Annotated in this window: 17 protein-coding genes; 8 read left to right on the plus strand and 9 right to left on the minus strand. The window is 67.5% G+C overall.

The window, feature by feature from the left end; genetic code table 11:
* The 4 genes from ACILRF_RS08995 to ACILRF_RS09010 all read left to right on the plus strand — a co-directional run.
* On the plus strand, positions 1-1,253 hold a 1,253-nt coding region (locus tag ACILRF_RS08995), incomplete at its 5' end, for a helicase-related protein (protein ID WP_395672045.1).
* 301 nt (positions 1,254-1,554) lie between these two features.
* Positions 1,555-2,736 (plus strand): DUF262 domain-containing protein, encoded by a 1,182-nt coding sequence (locus ACILRF_RS09000; protein WP_395672047.1) that lies wholly within the window; start codon positions 1,555-1,557, stop codon positions 2,734-2,736.
* Positions 2,733-3,839, plus strand: a complete 1,107-nt coding sequence (locus ACILRF_RS09005) for a DUF3696 domain-containing protein (protein ID WP_395672049.1) — start codon at positions 2,733-2,735, stop codon at positions 3,837-3,839. Before ACILRF_RS09000 ends, ACILRF_RS09005 begins: the two co-directional genes overlap by 4 nt.
* A 2-nt stretch (positions 3,840-3,841) precedes the next feature.
* The gene (locus tag ACILRF_RS09010; RefSeq protein ID WP_395672051.1) at positions 3,842-4,828 is read left to right on the plus strand and encodes a hypothetical protein; all 987 of its coding nucleotides are present in this window, start codon (positions 3,842-3,844) and stop codon (positions 4,826-4,828) included.
* A gap of 128 nt (positions 4,829-4,956) precedes the next feature.
* Here ACILRF_RS09010 and ACILRF_RS09015 read toward each other — a convergent pair whose 3' ends face one another.
* On the minus strand, positions 4,957-5,883 hold the full coding sequence (locus tag ACILRF_RS09015; protein WP_395672053.1) for a hypothetical protein: 927 nt from the start codon (positions 5,881-5,883) through the stop codon (positions 4,957-4,959).
* A gap of 254 nt (positions 5,884-6,137) precedes the next feature.
* Positions 6,138-6,344: a hypothetical protein gene (locus tag ACILRF_RS09020; RefSeq protein WP_395672055.1), complete on the minus strand. Its 207-nt coding sequence runs from the start codon at positions 6,342-6,344 to the stop codon at positions 6,138-6,140.
* Here ACILRF_RS09020 and ACILRF_RS09025 point away from each other — a divergent pair.
* The 3 genes from ACILRF_RS09025 (at position 6,270) to ACILRF_RS09035 (ending at position 8,470) form a co-directional block, all read left to right on the plus strand.
* Positions 6,270-6,491: a TIGR02391 family protein gene (locus ACILRF_RS09025; RefSeq protein ID WP_395672057.1), complete on the plus strand. Its 222-nt coding sequence runs from the start codon at positions 6,270-6,272 to the stop codon at positions 6,489-6,491. The genes ACILRF_RS09020 and ACILRF_RS09025 overlap by 75 nt on opposite strands.
* A 253-nt stretch (positions 6,492-6,744) precedes the next feature.
* Positions 6,745-7,419, plus strand: a complete 675-nt coding sequence (locus ACILRF_RS09030; RefSeq protein WP_395672059.1) for a hypothetical protein — start codon at positions 6,745-6,747, stop codon at positions 7,417-7,419.
* Between the two features lie 118 nt (positions 7,420-7,537).
* On the plus strand, positions 7,538-8,470 hold the full coding sequence (locus ACILRF_RS09035; RefSeq protein WP_395672061.1) for an ankyrin repeat domain-containing protein: 933 nt from the start codon (positions 7,538-7,540) through the stop codon (positions 8,468-8,470).
* A gap of 35 nt (positions 8,471-8,505) precedes the next feature.
* Here the strand turns inward: ACILRF_RS09035 and ACILRF_RS09040 are convergent, their stop codons facing one another.
* From ACILRF_RS09040 to ACILRF_RS09055, 4 genes are all read right to left on the minus strand, one after another.
* A complete protein-coding gene (locus ACILRF_RS09040; protein ID WP_395672063.1) occupies positions 8,506-8,964 on the minus strand; it encodes a CHRD domain-containing protein in 459 nt (152 codons plus the stop codon).
* Between the two features lie 102 nt (positions 8,965-9,066).
* On the minus strand, positions 9,067-10,167 hold the full coding sequence (locus tag ACILRF_RS09045; RefSeq protein ID WP_395672065.1) for a class I SAM-dependent methyltransferase: 1,101 nt from the start codon (positions 10,165-10,167) through the stop codon (positions 9,067-9,069).
* A 198-nt stretch (positions 10,168-10,365) separates the two neighbouring features.
* Complete coding sequence (locus ACILRF_RS09050; protein WP_395672067.1) at positions 10,366-12,015, minus strand: sensor histidine kinase; 1,650 nt, start codon at positions 12,013-12,015, stop codon at positions 10,366-10,368.
* A gap of 66 nt (positions 12,016-12,081) precedes the next feature.
* A complete protein-coding gene (locus tag ACILRF_RS09055; protein WP_395672069.1) occupies positions 12,082-12,612 on the minus strand; it encodes a dihydrofolate reductase family protein in 531 nt (176 codons plus the stop codon).
* A gap of 226 nt (positions 12,613-12,838) precedes the next feature.
* Here ACILRF_RS09055 and ACILRF_RS09060 point away from each other — a divergent pair, with 226 nt between their 5' ends.
* Positions 12,839-13,126 (plus strand): hypothetical protein, encoded by a 288-nt coding sequence (locus tag ACILRF_RS09060; protein WP_395672071.1) that lies wholly within the window; start codon positions 12,839-12,841, stop codon positions 13,124-13,126.
* Positions 13,127-13,231: 105 nt separating this feature from the next.
* Here the strand turns inward: ACILRF_RS09060 and ACILRF_RS09065 are convergent, their stop codons facing one another.
* The 3 genes from ACILRF_RS09065 to ACILRF_RS09075 form a co-directional block, all read right to left on the minus strand.
* The gene (locus ACILRF_RS09065; RefSeq protein ID WP_395672073.1) at positions 13,232-13,504 is read right to left on the minus strand and encodes a GNAT family N-acetyltransferase; all 273 of its coding nucleotides are present in this window, start codon (positions 13,502-13,504) and stop codon (positions 13,232-13,234) included.
* Positions 13,505-13,556: 52 nt separating this feature from the next.
* Positions 13,557-14,741 carry an acetyl-CoA C-acyltransferase gene (locus ACILRF_RS09070; RefSeq protein WP_395672075.1) on the minus strand — a complete coding sequence of 395 codons (1,185 nt, stop codon included), beginning with the start codon at positions 14,739-14,741 and terminating at the stop codon, positions 13,557-13,559.
* A 43-nt stretch (positions 14,742-14,784) separates the two neighbouring features.
* Positions 14,785-15,346, minus strand: a 562-nt coding sequence (locus ACILRF_RS09075) for a tRNA methyl transferase PRC-barrel domain-containing protein (RefSeq protein ID WP_395672077.1), incomplete at its 5' end; no start/stop codon positions are given.

Here is a 15,346-nt window from a genome sequence, read left to right on the forward strand (position 1 = left end):
GGACCACCTTCGACATCGAGATGATCGAGGCGACCGGCTCGTGCGCCGGCATCGAGAACTATTCCCGCTACCTGACCGGCCGGCGCGAGGGCGAGCCGCCGCCGACCTTCTTCGAATACATCCCCGAAAACGCCCTGCTGTTCGTAGACGAGAGCCACCAGACGGTGCCGCAGATCGGCGCCATGTACCGGGGCGACTATCGCCGCAAGTTCACCCTGGCCGAGTACGGCTTCCGCCTGCCGTCGGCGATCGACAACCGGCCGCTGAAGTTCGAGGAGTGGGACGCCATGCGGCCCGACACGGTGCACGTGTCGGCCACCCCCGGGCCGTGGGAGATGGAACGGGCCGGCGGCGTGTTCGCCGAGCAGGTGATCCGCCCCACGGGCCTGATCGACCCGCCGGTCGAGGTGCGCCCGGTCTCGAAAGACGGCTTCAGCCAGGTCGACGACGTCATCGACCAGGCGCGGCAGACCATCGCCAACGGCTATCGCTGCCTGATCACCGTCCTGACCAAGAAGATGGCCGAGGACCTGACCGAGTACATGCACGAGCAGAGCCTGCGGGTCCGCTACATGCACTCCGACGTCGACACCCTGGAGCGCATCGAGATCATCCGCGACCTGCGGCTCGGCGCCTTCGACATCCTGATCGGCATCAACCTGCTGCGCGAGGGCCTCGACATCCCCGAGACCGGCCTCGTCGCCATCCTCGACGCCGACAAGGAGGGCTTCCTGCGCTCGGAGACCAGCCTGATCCAGACCATCGGCCGGGCGGCGCGGAACGTCGACGGGCGGGTGATCCTCTATGCCGACAGCGTCACCGGCTCGATGGAGCGGGCGATGGCCGAGACCAAGCGCCGGCGCGAGAAGCAGGAGGCCTACAACCTCGAACACGGCATCACGCCGGCCAGCGTGAAGAGCCAGATCAAGGACATCCTCGCCTCCCCCTACGAGAAGGACCGCGTCACCGTGCCGGTCGGCGTCGCCGAGGACGGCAAGCCGTTCATGGGCGACAACTTCAAGACCACCCTGCGCGACCTGGAGACCCGCATGCGCGAGGCGGCGGCCAACCTGGAGTTCGAGACCGCGGCGCGGCTGCGCGACGAGATCAAGCGGCTGAAGCTGCTCGACCTGGAGTTCGCGGCGGATGCGCTGGCGGAGGAAGGCGAGACGGGGGACAAGGCGGCGGTGAAGGCCGTGCGGGCCGAGGCGCGGGCGGAGAAGGCGGCGGAGTTCCGGAAGCGGAGAAGGTAGGGGGGGGGGGCCGCTGATGACTCAGCGGATACGTTGAGGAGGTCCGCTTCTCGCTCCCGCGCAAGCCTCCACGATTCCTCGCCAGCCGCGCGCTGGGCGGCTAGCGTGTCCTCGGGGGCTGCACAGCTAGTCAGAAGTTGCAGACTAGGCCAGCGCTGTCGCTGTCGCTGTCGCTGTCGCTGTCGCTGTCGCTGTCGCTGTCGCTGTCAGAGCCAGGATGCTGATCGGTCGCCAACTCTAAAGTTGATCGTGTATGCTTGGCCCATGGTGAAGCTGTTTCTCATGTCCACGCGCGGGTCCGATGTCCGAAGCTGAAATCGTCGACGACGAACTACGGGATGGCATTGACGGCCAGGAAGACACGTCCGGAAGCGGCGGGTCCGAGAAACCTTGGGACCCGGGAAAAATCCGGATCACGACAAAAGCATTCTCATTACGCGAGGTCGTTGATCAAATCCGCAGCCGCGAGATCGACTTGGCACCCGACTTTCAGCGCGAATATGTCTGGAGCGCGCGCCAACGCACGCGTCTCATCGAGTCAATTCTCCTCGGCATTCCATTGCCCGCATTCTATTTCAATCAAGCTTTCGACGGAACCTATCAAGTCGTTGATGGCGTGCAGAGGTTGTCGACCATCGCACTATTTATGGGTGGGGGACATCAACTCCAGGCCACCGATCTTGAATATTTGACATCCCTCGATGCCGCTCACTTTGACGATCTCGACGGCCCTGCTTCGCGGCGATTTCGAACAACCCAGATCGTCGTGCATGTGATCGAGCCTCAAACACCAGATGAAGTGAAATTTGACATCTTCAATCGTGTAAACACCCTCGGAAGCCCCTTGTCTTCCCAGGAAGTCAGACACGCAATGAGTAGGGCTAGGTCGCGAGAATTTCTCGCTCGGCTGGCCGAGTCTCCGGAATTTGATAAAGCTACCGAGAAACAATACTGGCGAACTGACAAGGCGTCGGGCGTCCGCATTCGCGATGGCAAGCGCATGAGCGACAGGGAACTGGTTCTACGCTTTTGCGCCTTCCGAAATTTCTCGGTCGATGCGTACCGAGAGCATGAAAGCCTCGATGCCTATCTCAATGAGTTCACCAAGCGGATAGATGGCGTTTCGGAGCGAAATTCAGATTTCACGGATGAAGAACTCGCGCAGTTGGAGACAGACTTCAAGCGCGCCATGGTCAATGCTCACGCTGTCCTGGGGGTCGCTGCATTTCGACGTTGGCCGCTCGCCGCGCCGCGCCGAGGGCCGATCAATCGAGCCCTATTCGAGGCGCAAGGAAATGCGCTCGCGGATTATGACGCTGCGAAGCTAAAGGGACATAAAGAGAAGATTCAGTCGGCTTTCCGCGGGGCATTTGATGATGCGCGCTACCTGCGCGCAGTAACCGTAGGCACGGGCGATCCTAGCAACATTACGACCCGACTTGAGATCACCCGAAATTTGCTGGCTGAGGCGATCGCGTCATGATCACTGACGTTGTGGTCGCCGGCTTCAAGCGACTAAGGCACCACGCCTTCACCTTTGCTCCGCTAACCGTCCTGACTGGCCTGAACGGGTCGGGAAAAACCAGCCTCGTGCAGGCTCTGCTGCTCGCTCGAGAGACGTCGTGTTCTGCCGGCCCGTCAATCCGCTTGAACGGACCGTTTGGACTGGAACTGGGGACGGCGGAAGGGGTCCTCAACTGGGAGGCCGAGGCCCCGATCGTGATCTCAGCGAGCTCAAGCGAAGTTCGCGCCGAATGGTCGTTCGGTGTACCAGAAGATGACGCCCTCTACCTCCATGTTGAAGCTCGGCCAGATCACGTTCCCCTCGCATTCTCGGCTGGTGCACGCGTATTCACCTATTTGGATGCCGAGCGAATTGGCCCCCGGAGCGTCTTTCAGACTGCCGCACTTCCGAAGGGCGAACTAGAGGTTGGCGCGCGCGGGGAGCATTGCGCTCATGTGCTTAGCGAACTCGGCAATGAGCTCAGTTTCTACGCGGACCGCCACCATCCACTCTACGAGAAGGCCGATACTAGACTTCTCAAATATGAAGTTGAGGCGTGGCTTAGTGAGATTGCCCGACCAATTGAAGTTTCTGGCGAACGAACCGGCGCATCGACCGTCGCCGAACTAAAGTTCCGCTCTCCTGGAGGCGAGTGGGTACTCGCTACGAATATGGGGTTTGGGCTGTCCTACGCCCTGCCGATCGTTCTCGGAGGCCTCATTGCGAAGTCCGGTAGCCTCTTCATCGTAGAGAACCCTGAAGCGCACCTGCATCCTTCAGGACAGTCAAGGATGGGAGTCTTCTTAGCCTGGCTGGCCGGGCACGGCATCCAGGTACTCTTGGAAACCCACTCAGACCACGTCCTCAACGGCATCCGCCGCGCAGTAGCGGAGCACAACTATCTGTCCGCCAACAATGTTGCCATCCATTACTTTGGTCCTGAGTCCGAATCTGGTTCGCCGGCCAGCATCGACGCGATCAAGGTTCTCGAATCCGGTGCGCTTTCGGCATGGCCGCCGCAGTTCTTTGACCAGTACCAAATCGACGTCTCATCACTCGGCCGCGTTTGGCGGCGGAGCTGACTGTGCCATTCGTGGTGGATGGAGCCGACTGGCGTTTCGACGGCATGGCGCTTGGAGCAGTCGCGAGCACTATCGACCAGGCTCTCAGCCTCGTCTCTGACGCCGCCGCTGCGGGCGAGACGGTCTGGATCGGCGATGACTTCCAGCATCGCCCGATGCTGGGTGGCGAAGACTTGTGGACAATCTTCGAGCGATCGGGAGCATTGGCACTACCAAGCCAACTACTTCAAGAACTGACGGCGTGGCTTATGACGGCCCCCCGTTACGCCGATGCGGAAGTTTGGCCCGAAGGCGCAGAAGAGATCGACATCTCCATCGATGGTGCCGCCACGACAGCGAATCCGGATGTCGCTTGGGTGCATCACTCCCTGAGGGCTGGCCAGAAAATGGCGGTTCTCTCGCTTAGCCGCTCGGGCAGCGTGGCGACCGCGACCAAGTCCGGTCACGTGGATGCTTTCTTCGTTTCTACTCGCAGGGACCGTCGCATGTTTTGGCGAAGCATCCTCGAGAACCCCCGAGGGCTAGAGCTACTTTTGGAAGTCGCCCCCAAGGCCTATCCGGATATCCATTTCGTGGACGGCGCGCTTAGCGGCGCCAATGACTTTACCGGGGGATATCTTCCTTTTCGGGATGCAGTCCATGCGGCCTTGGCCGCGCTGGACGACTTCGGAGCGTGGGTCTTCACGGCCCCGCCGCCGCCTTTGACACCGACCGAGCCTCCAGGGGTCGATCGGAGCGCGTCGCCTTCACATCAAGTGATCGAAGAGCGCTTTCGCCGACTAGGCATCGATGCTGCGCCGGAGAAACCTGACGTGTACCTATCACCGACCAAGCGACGAGCGCGAGAGGTGACAATCCAGGGCGAGACGCACTATTGCGAGTGGCATATTCGGATTCAGAAGCACCAAAACCGAATACACATTCACGCGCCGACGAGGCCGTCAGGAGGCCAAGTCGTGGTCGCCATTCTTCATTCGCACCTGCCCTAACGGCCGCCATGTCCGGTTCTCGACCCAAAGCCGATGGTCGGCAACTGGGGCGATCCTGAAAGTCCATTTCTGGCACCCCTTGTCGTCCCACTGGGTCGATCCGGCGGACAGAACGAAGCGAATGCGGCTTAGCCTACCAGAGCGCGCTTATGTAGGTTGACCATAGGCCTGTGCTGGCGCCGCAGCTCGACGAGCTCGCCCCCCAAATCGCTATCGAGAAGAACGTCTCGCCGCCAACTTCCGTCTTCGTTTGTCTCGACGATGAACACGTACGTTGGTTGCTCCCGGCCCTCGGGCAGACTTGCCCTGTACCGATCGGCCATCTCGGTCAGGATCGCCGACGCTGCATCGTCAACTTCCGCCCAAATTTTGCGAACCTCACCAAGGATGATCGACAAGCCTTCGACGTACTCGCGAATGAGGTGGACCCATGAAACTTGGCCCTTTTTGTCAGCCCGTTCGTCCTGCAGGCGAGCGATCAATTCTGGTTCGACCTTCCTATCCCGCGCCAGCAAGTCAGGGATAAAGGCGAAGGTGACAGAGTGTTCTAGCCGAGCGTCGGTCTCGACCCCTACCCATTTTCCCCCGGTGGTCCACGACGTGATCGGCAGAGAATTGTGAAGCACGGCATTGCGCAGGCGCTCGGTGGCCCAAAAGCCCACGAGCCGATTCCGCTGATCCTGATAAGCGGAGTCCAACGCCGCGATCTCGCTGGACTTCCAACCGAACTGCTTTTTCGCCCGGCTGAAAACGTAATCTGAAAACATCTCTCCGGCGGCCAAAACGTTCACTAAGTGGCGGTCAACCTCCCGGCGTCGGCTATGCAGTTCCGTCATCGATACGCCGCGCTCAACCATGTTCTCGATGTTGGCGCTGGCAACGGCCTTCTCGAACGAGACGTAGTTCGCCAGAAGAATGGCAAACGCTTCTTCGACCGTTAGGCAGGCAATGAGTCGGTCAACCGCACTACGCGCCGACTCGAAGGCTTCCTCACTGCTGGGAAGCGTATGCCGCCAAGCCAGCAGGTTTGTCGTCAGCACGTAGTTGGCGCTCAACCCAGCCTCCAGCAAGCGAGACGAGCCCGCGTGGACCGCTTCGGTGCGGTGCAGTCGTCAGAAGGTAGATGATATTCGGCTGTGCCGTCGCCCCCGCTGCGCAAGCGGAGAGTGGCTCTCTCTTAAGGGCGCCCACAGACCTCCCTGACGTTTAGGGGCGGAGCGGACCTAAGGGGGGAGGGTGTTTTGAATGTCCGGATATCAGACCGTCACCAACGTACCTTCTTGGCGCAACTCGGACGCCGACGGGACGCTCAAAGCGGCGGCGCCTCCCGCCGCTCGCGCACCACCTCGCTGGCGTCTTTGTCGTCGCGCAGGCCGCGGAAGCTGGCGTGGCGGATCTTGCCGGCGGCGGGCCACTTCTGGAACTCGGCCTGGGCGACCAGTTGCGGCTCGACCTGGACAATGGCCCCCTTACCGATCCTGACGCCGAAGCTGGTGAACGCGAAGCAAGGGCGCACCTTTTCGCGGGGGTCCTCGGCGGGGTGAAAAATCCCCATTCGCATCGGAGCGTGAAATCGACGATCCAGCGGAGGCCGCCGCTCTCATCTTGTTCGCGGACGATCGCCGCGAGATCGTCTCGGTCCGGTTCGCAACGTTCATGCTGAGCTGGCTACCGCCGCCGTTCGATCGGCGCCCGAACGACGGATGTTGACACTATGGCTAACGTAAGGGAACCCTGAACAACCTAGAGCACTGGGCGTATAGTATAGGTTGCGTTGGGGAGGCGTTGCGTTGTCCAGTTTGGGCGGTCGTCGGCGTGTTGCAACTGTTCATAAGCTCGGGCCGCTGGCAGCGGCGGCCCTGATAGCGGCGCCCGCCTTGTTAGCGGCGCCAGCCTGGGCCGCCCCCGATGATGAAATGCGGTTCTACCGCACGATCGCCCCGGACTGCGATCGAGCTGAGTGCATCGTCGCCAGCGGCGTTATCGGTCCCGACACGGCCAGAGAGTTTCGGGCCTTCCTCAAACGAGAGGCGATACTGCCCGGGGCCTCGGTGGTGTTCGACTCGAAGGGCGGCAACCTCGCACAAGGGTTGAAGCTCGGCCTGCACATCCGGCGGGCCGGCTTCTCGACCACGATCCAGCGTTACGATCAGAGCCGAGGCGTTTTCGTGCGCGGCGGCGAGTGCGCTTCGGCCTGCGCTTATGCGTTCCTGGGCGGGACGCGCCGCACGGTGCCCGCCGGATCACGCGTGGGCGTTCACCAGTTCAGCATCACCACCACTCCGATCGCATGGAACGGCGCGTCCGAGATCCAGACGACGACGGCCACCGTGATCAGCTACCTGAATCTGGTGGGCGCCAGCCCACAGCTGGCCGCCTCAGCTCTGAAGACCCCTCCCGACCGCGTCCTGTGGCTCTCGGCGCGCGAACTGTCGCGCCTCCACGTTGTCACGGGCGAGGGGGAGACCACAGCCGCATCACGACGGCTGAAGGGGGACGTTCGAGACGGCCTTCGCTCCGGGTCCGCCGGGGCCTTAGCCGAGGAACACGTCTACGCCTCTACGGCGTCCAGCGGGGGCGGCGGTCGTTAGCTGCGTCTGCGAACGTGGGGATGCCGGTCCGGGCTCGCCGGGCGTCGCTCGGGGGACCTGGGCTATTGCTGCGCCTGGCCGAGCACGTCATCCTGCCGCCGTTGTTTGGGGGTGTTGCGTGCGTATTGGCTTGGTGTGTGCCGCGGTCGCGGCTGTGGCGTTGCTGCCGTTGGGGGCGCTGGCGGACTCCTGGGACAACTGGCGGTACGCCGTCAAAATGGGTCAGGAAGCCCAGGTCGTCCGGATGCTGGACGCCGGCCAGGACATCGACATGCAGAATGAGGAGGGCTGGACGGCGCTCCACATCGCGGCCGAGGACGGCAACGAGCGCATGGTGCGCTACCTGCTGGCCCGCGGGGCGCGGACCGACCTGAAGACGACCCGCGGGCGCACCGCGTACGACGTCGCAGAAGGCTATTCGGCCATTCGGGCGGCGATCCGGGCGAAGATGGCTCCGCCGGCCGATCCGTTCGCTCCCTACCTGGGCGGCGGCGCCGCCGGCGCCCGTCCGCCGCCGCCGCCGCCGGCCAAGGCGCGCCCGGCGACGCCTGCGAAGACCAGCAACGGGGCGTGCGCGGCCGCCAACGCCAACCCGGCCAACGACGGCCGCACGCCGGCCACGCGGCCGCGGCTGCAAGCGCGCGACGCGGTCTGGTACAACCAGCCGGACGAGCTGGCCGCGCTCCTCGACGACTGCGTCGGCGTCAACTCCAAGGACACCGACGGCGGCACCCTCCTGCACGTGGCGGCCGAGCGGAACCGGCTCGACATCGCCAAGCTGCTGATCGCGAAAGGCGCCAGCCGCACCGCCACCGACAACAGCGGCAAGCGGCCGGCCGACTATGCCGCCTCCCCCGAGATGCAAGCCCTGCTCGGAGCGCGGAGCCCCAGCCGACCGGCGACGCCCGCGCGGGCGGCCGGCGCGAACGAAGCTTACTGCAAGCAGATGTGGCACGAGGCGACGGCGCTCTGCGGACTGGGCGCCGATCGCTGCACCAACACGGCGAGCATCCGCTACAGCGCCTGCCTGAAGAAGGGCACTTGGTACTAGAGCACGCCCGCTGTCGCGCGCGACTGAGCGCCGACCTACTTGCCGAGTTGGCCGCGGATGGCGCCGGGGGGGAAGTCGGCGTTGTGGACGTTGACGTAGTAGGCGGCCGGGTTCTGCAGGATGTCCTTCACGAGGTCGGCGGCGGCCGTCGCGCAGGCGGCGCTCTTGCCGTCGGCGGGCGCGGTCAGCGGGACGACCACCGGCCCGGCCTGGCCCGGCGGGGCCTTGTGGATGTGGGCCATGGTGGCCGGGGCGATGCCGGCGACCTGCAGCTCGTAGCAGATCTGGCTCTGGCCGAGGTTGACCCGCAGGCTGGCCGAGCCGGTCCCGTCGGGGTCGCCGGGGTTCGGCGCTTCGGCCGCGCCGGTCAGGGCGGCGGAGAGCGGGCGGCCGCCTTCCTGGGCCTGAGCGGGGCCGGGGGCGAGGGCGGCGAGGGTGAGGCAAATCGCGGCGAGCGGGACCGGCCCGGCGTGGCGGCGGCGGTGACGGGTCATGGCGTGTCCTCTCTCAAGGCTCCCCGACCGGGATAGGGAGACGGAAACCGGGGCGGGGCGTCAAGCGCATGTGGAGGTCCCCACCCGGCATGTCCCCTGCCCTCACGGACGGACCTCGAACACCAGGTTGAAGGGCGTCTCGGTGGCGCGGCGGAAGCGGGTGAAGCCGGCGGATTCGACGACCTCGCGCAGGCGGGCCTCGCCGGCCTGGGCGCCGAGGGCGAGGCCGACCTCCTGGCTCTGGGAGGCGGGGGTGCAGATCATCGTCGAGGCCGAATAGAAGATGCGGCCCACGGGGTTGAGGTTGTCGGCGAGGTCGTCGCCGGCGAACGGCTCGACCAGCAGCCAGGTCCCGTCGGGCTTGAGGCTGCGGCGGATGTGGTGGGCGGCGCCGGCCGGGTCGCCCATGTCGTGCAGGGCGTCGAAGATGCAGGCGAGGTCGTAGTCCCGGCCCGGATAGTCCTGGGCGGTGGCGGTCTCGAAGCGGACGCGGTCGGAGACGCCGGCCGCGGCGGCGGCGTCGCGGGCCCGCTCGATCGACGGGGCGTGGTAGTCGAAACCGTGGAAGCGCGAGTTCGGATAGGCCTGCGCCATCAGGATGGTCGAGGCGCCGTGGCCGCAGCCGATGTCGGCGACGTCGGCGCCGTCGCGCAGCCGCGCCTCGACCCCGTCGAGGGCGGGGATCCAGGCGTCGACCAGGTTGGCGTTGTAGCCGGGCCGGAAGAACCGCTCCGTGCCGCGGAACAGGCAGACGTCGTGTTCGTGCCAGCCGAGGCCGGCGCCGGAGCGGAAGGCCTTTTCGACCTTGGGCTCGTCCTTGAAGGCGGCGGCGAGGATCTCGAAGCCGCCGGCCATGAACACCGGGCTTTCCTCGTCGGCGAAGACCATCGCCTGTTCGGGGGACAGCCGGAAGCGGCGCGACGCCGCGTCGTAGTCGACGTAGCCGGCGCAGGCCTGGGCGGCGAGCCACTCGCGGATCAGCCGCTCGTTAAGGCCGGTCGCCTCGGCGAGCTCGACGGAGGTGGCCGGGCCATGGGCCGCCAGCCGCTTGTAGAGCCCGAGGTGGTCGCCGAGCACGACGAGGGCGGCCGACATGGCCGCGCCCATGTCGCCGACCATCTTGCCCATGAAGGCGTTCAGCCGGTCGGGATCAGGGGCCGTCGCCGGCCGCTCCAGGGTTTGGCCAAGGGTTTCAGACGCCATCGCACGCCTCGTTCGGCCAAGACGAGCGAGGCGCCGGGGACGGGGCGCCTCGCTCTAGGGGCTCGTTGATGGGTCCTCGTTCGGGGCGGCCTGTCGGGAGGCCGAGGACCGGGGCAACGGGGAAAGCCTAGCCCTGCGCTCGCCAGGCGACGCGACACGATGCCGAGAGGTGGGCGCCAAATGATAGTTTGGACGGCCTCAGCGGAAGTCGTTGCTCCAGCGGTCGGCGTCGGAGGGGGCGATGCGCAGGCGCACGCGCAGGCCGTCGGCGGCGTAGTCGCGGCTGATCTCGCCGCCCATCTCGGCCCGGGACAGGCGGTCGATGAGGCGGGTGCCGAAGCCTTGGCGCTCGGGCGCGCCGACCGGCGGGCCGCCGGCCTCCTGCCACAGCAGGTCGATCTCGCCGTCGCCGTCGCGGGTCCAGCTGATGCGGACCTCGCCGCCGGGCGTCGACAGGGAGCCGTACTTCATGGCGTTGGTCAGCAGCTCGTGCAGGCACATGCACAGCGCCACGGCGGTCTGGGCCGGCAGGATGGCGGGCGGGCCGGACCAGCGCAGGCTGTCGCCGGCCGCCTTGGCGCAGCGCTCGACGACGGCGCGGATGTCGACCGGCCGCCAGGAGGACTGGGTGAGGAGGTCGTGGGCGTCGGCCAGGGCGGCGAGCCGCTTGTCGAACTTGGCGGGGGCCTCGGCGCCGGGGCTGCGGAAGGTCTGCAGGGCCAGCGACTGGACGGTGGCCAGGGTGTTCTTCACCCGGTGGTTCAGCTCGTTGATCATCAGCTCCTGCCGCGAGCCGCGGACCTCGAGCTCGCGGGAGGCGTCGGCGAGGGCGGCCTGGACGCGGTCGATGTTCTCGATCCCCGTGCGGCGGCGCGCGACGGGGCGGCCATGGCCGAGCTCGGCGGCGTCGGCCTCGAGCCGATGCAGGTCGCGGATCAGGGCGGCGCCGAAGAGCCGCGACAGGCCGATGCCGAGAGCCAGGAGCGCCAGGGCCAGGATGGCGAGCGCCGCCCCGTTGAGCATCACCGGCGTCAGGATCGCCCGCTGGGGCACGACGACCATCGTGGTCCAGCCGGTCACGGGCGAGCGGGTATAGGCGACGATGGTGCGGTCGCCGTCGAGGGAGCGGCTGGCGACGACGCCGTCGCTGCTGCGGCGCATGGCGGAGATCATCTGCGGCGTGGCGCTGGTCCCCTGCCAGCGGCCGTGGTTGCGGCTGCGGGCGATGACCCGGTAGCGGCGGTCGACGACAGTGACGGTGGCGTCCGGCGGGGCGGAGACCTCGTCGGCGCGGGGCAGCAGGCCGCCGGGATCGGCGACGACGGTGACCACCGCCTGGTCGGTGCGGCCGCGGACCCCCTGGCTGACGGCGACCACCTGGCGGCCGGTGCTCCAGCCGAGGAAGAGGTCGCTGGTCACCGGGCGGAGGGTGCGGGCCGCCTGGGCGACGTCGGGCGGGCGCGGCAGGCGGGCGGCGGGGGGCGTCGCCGGCGCGGCCGGGTTGGTGTTGAGCAGCCGCCGGCCCTGGCCGTCGCTGATCGCCACCCACAGAGCGGGGCCAAGGGCCAGGCGGGCGATGCGCGCGCGGGCCGCGGCCCAGTCGCCGCCCCGGACGGGGTCGGACGTGGCGACGGCGTCGGCCAGGGTGGCGAGATGGCTGACCCGGAGGTCGACGGTCATCGAGGCCGAGCGGGCCAGGGCCAGGAGCTCGGCTTCCTTGGCGCGGCGCACCTCGAGGACGTTCCAGGTGACCATGGCGCCGATCGCCAGAGTCGCGGGCACGACGAGGCAGACGGCGAAGAGCGCCAGGACGGCGCGAACCGTATGTGATCTGCCCCTGAAGACCATGCACCCCCGCGGTGAACTCCAAGCGCCACTGTAGCGGTTTGGTTCCCGCCGGTGGCTTTTGAGAGCCTAGGCCGGGACCAGGGTCAGGCGGATGGCGTTTTCGCCGATGCGATCATGGGCGGTGAGGCGCAGCGGCGGTCGCGGGCCGGCGAACAGCGGCTTGCCGCCGCCGAGCACCACCGGATGGACGTAGAGCTGGTATTCGTCGATCAGGCCGAGCTGGCCGAGGCTGTCGGCCAGCAGCGTGCCGGCGACGGCGATCCGGCCCTCATGACCGGTCTTCAGGCGGCGGACCTCGGCGGCGAGGTCGGGACCAAGGACGGTGGCGTTGGGGCCGACGGTCGTCAGGGTGCGGGAGGCGACCCACTTCGGCTGCGCGCGCCAGGCGACGGCGAAGGCGCGCTCGTCGGCGTCCCAGTCCGGGTTGTCCTCGTCCCAATAGCGCATGATCTCGTAGATGCGGCGGCCATAGAGGCTGCCGGTCAGGCCCGCGACGTCGGCGACGAAGTGGCGGAACAGGACCGGATCGGGCGCGAAGGCGTCGTGGTCGACATAGCCGTCGAGGGACTGGTTCATGCCGAACACGAGGGTGGCCATTGGATCCATTTTCCATCTTTTGGGTGGGCCGCGGAGCCCTACCGTGACCGTAAATCCCCACTTCGCCCAACAAGAGTCTTAACCGGCGCCGTTCATGCTGCCGACAGGGAACCTGTGCTGTCTAAAGGCGTAAGCAGACCCAGCAGGCCACGACGCCTTTTCAGTCATCCGATGGGGATCGACGGGGCGGCCAAGACCTGGGTGGGGATTGTTGAGGTAGGTTCGAATGTCACCGTCTCTGAGCGTAGTCGCCGACAACGATCTGAAGACTTCGGCGCTGAAAACCGAAACCGTCGCGCAGCGGGTCCGCCGCCTGCAGGCGGAGGCCAAGACCCTGGCCAAAGACCACATCCGCAGCCTGAACCAGGCGCTGGTGGACGTGGAACAGCTGGCCGCGGAAATCGCGGAAGGCGGCGACGCCTATCCGCCGGGCGTGCGGGACATGGCCCGCCGGCTGGTCGAGGATTGCGAGGCCCGCGTCCAGACCCTCGAGGCCATCGTCGCCCGCAGCTGAGGCTGTCGGGCGACGGCGGGTCCTGGGCTGGGACCCGCCGCCGCGGCGGGGTCGGTTAACCCCGAAACTTGACCATGAATATGCCTCCCCCTTGCGGGCGAGGGCCTAGGCCAGCAAGTCCCGGTACGTGTGGCTGCGGCGCAGCCAGGCGGCGGCGTAGCCGCAGACCGGCGTGATCTTCAGGTCGCGGACCTTGGCGTCCTCGGCCAGGGCGGCCATCAGCCGGCCGGCGGCCCCGGTGCCGCGCAGGGCCGGCGGGCTCTCGACGTGCAGGATGTAGAGCCGGCCCTCGCGCAGGCTGTAGTCGGCCCAGGAGGTCTGGCCCGCCTCGTCCATCTCGTAGCGCTGGCCTTCGGTGTCGTTGCGAAGCTCGCTCATGCCGATCTCTCCTCGGAGGTTCGGAACCCGCCAGGCGGCGGTTCGATCCGCGTCAGGCCATCTCCACCGCCATCGCCACCGCCTCGCCGCCGCCGATGCAGAGCGAAGCGACGCCGCGCCGCCCGCCTCGCCCCTGCAGGGCGGCCAGCAGGGTGGCGAGGATGCGGGCGCCGGACGCGCCGATCGGATGGCCGAGCGCGCAGGCGCCGCCGTTGACGTTGAGGCGCGCGCGGTCGAGGTCGAGCTCGCGCTCGGCGATCATGGCGACGACCGCGAAGGCCTCGTTGATCTCGAAGAGGTCGACGTCGGCGACCGACCAGCCGGCGCGGTCGAGGGCCCGGCGGACGGCGGGGACCGGGGCGGTGGTGAACAGGGCGGGCGCGTGGGCGTGGGCGGCGTGGGCGGCGACACGGGCGACGATGGGCATCTCCAGCCGCCGGGCGACGCTTTCCCGCGCCAGGACCAGGGCGGCGGCGCCATCGGAGATCGAGCTGGAGTTGGCGGCGGTGATCGCGCCGTCGGCGGCGAAGGCGGGCTTCAGCGTCGGAATGCGGGCCGGGTCGGCCTTGGCCGGCTGCTCGTCGGACTCGACGCGGGCCACGCCCTTGCGGGTCGAGACCTCGATGGGGACGATCTCGCGCGCGAAGGCGCCCGAGGCGGCGGCGGCTCTCGCCCGTTCCAGGGAGCCGATCGCATAGGCGTCCATCGCCTCCCGGGTGAACTGCAGGGACCGGGCGGTGTCCTCGGCGAAGGCCCCCATCAGCCGGCCAGGCTCGTAGGCGTCCTCCAGGCCGTCGAGGTACATGTGGTCGTAGAGCGTATCGTGGCCGATGCGGGCGCCGCCGCGGTGCGCCTTCGACAGGAAGGGCGCGCCGGTCATGCTTTCCATGCCGCCGGCGACGACGAGGTCGGCGGACCCGGCGGCCAGGGCGTCGTGCGCCAGGATCGCCGCCTGGAGGCCCGAGCCGCACATCTTGTTGACGGTCGTCGCCTGGACCGAGGCGGGCAGCCCGCCGCCGAGGGCCGCCTGACGGGCCGGCGCCTGACCAAGCCCGGCGGGCAGCACGCAGCCCATCAGGATCTGGTCGACCGCCTCGGAAGGCGACCGAGCACGCTCGACGGCGGCGCGGACGGCGGTGGCGCCGAGCGCGGTCGCCTTGACGGCGCCAAGTGCGCCCTGGAAGGCGCCGATCGGCGTGCGCGCGTAGCTGCAGATGACGACGGGATCCTGGCTCATCCCGAAAATGTATGGATCGCCGGCGCGGAGCGGAAGCGCCCGGTCAGTCCCCGGCCCGCACCGTGCCGGCGATGAAACCGCCGCCGAGGACGCGGGTCGGAGCTTCCGGCGCATAGAGGACGCAGGCCTGGCCGGGGGCGACGCCCTCCTCCGGCGCGTCGAAGACGAGGCCGGGCTGGCCGTCGACCAGAGCGAGGCGGGCGGCCGCCGGCTCGCGGGTCGAGCGGACGCGGGCGAGGACCGGGCGGCCAGCGTCGCAGGCGGCGGCGAGGCTCGGCAGGTCGCCGATCCAGTTGTCCTCTTTCAGGGTCAGGGCGCGCGTCAGCAGCGCCTCGCGCGGGCCGACGATCACCTGGCGGGCGTCGGCCTCGATGCGGACCACGAACAGCGGATCGCCGACCGCGACATTGAGGCCGCGTCGCTGGCCGATGGTGTAGCGGGTGACGCCGTCATGGCGGCCGAGAACGCGGCCGTCGAGGTGGACGATGTCTCCGGGTTCGGCCCCGTGCGGGCGCAACCTGTCGATGAGGGTGGTGTAGCGCCCCTCCGGCACGAAGCAGATGTCCTGGCTGTCCGGCTTGTCGGCGGCGACCGTCAGGCCGAGA

This window comes from Phenylobacterium sp. (assembly GCF_044236515.1).
GTDB lineage: Bacteria > Pseudomonadota > Alphaproteobacteria > Caulobacterales > Caulobacteraceae > Phenylobacterium.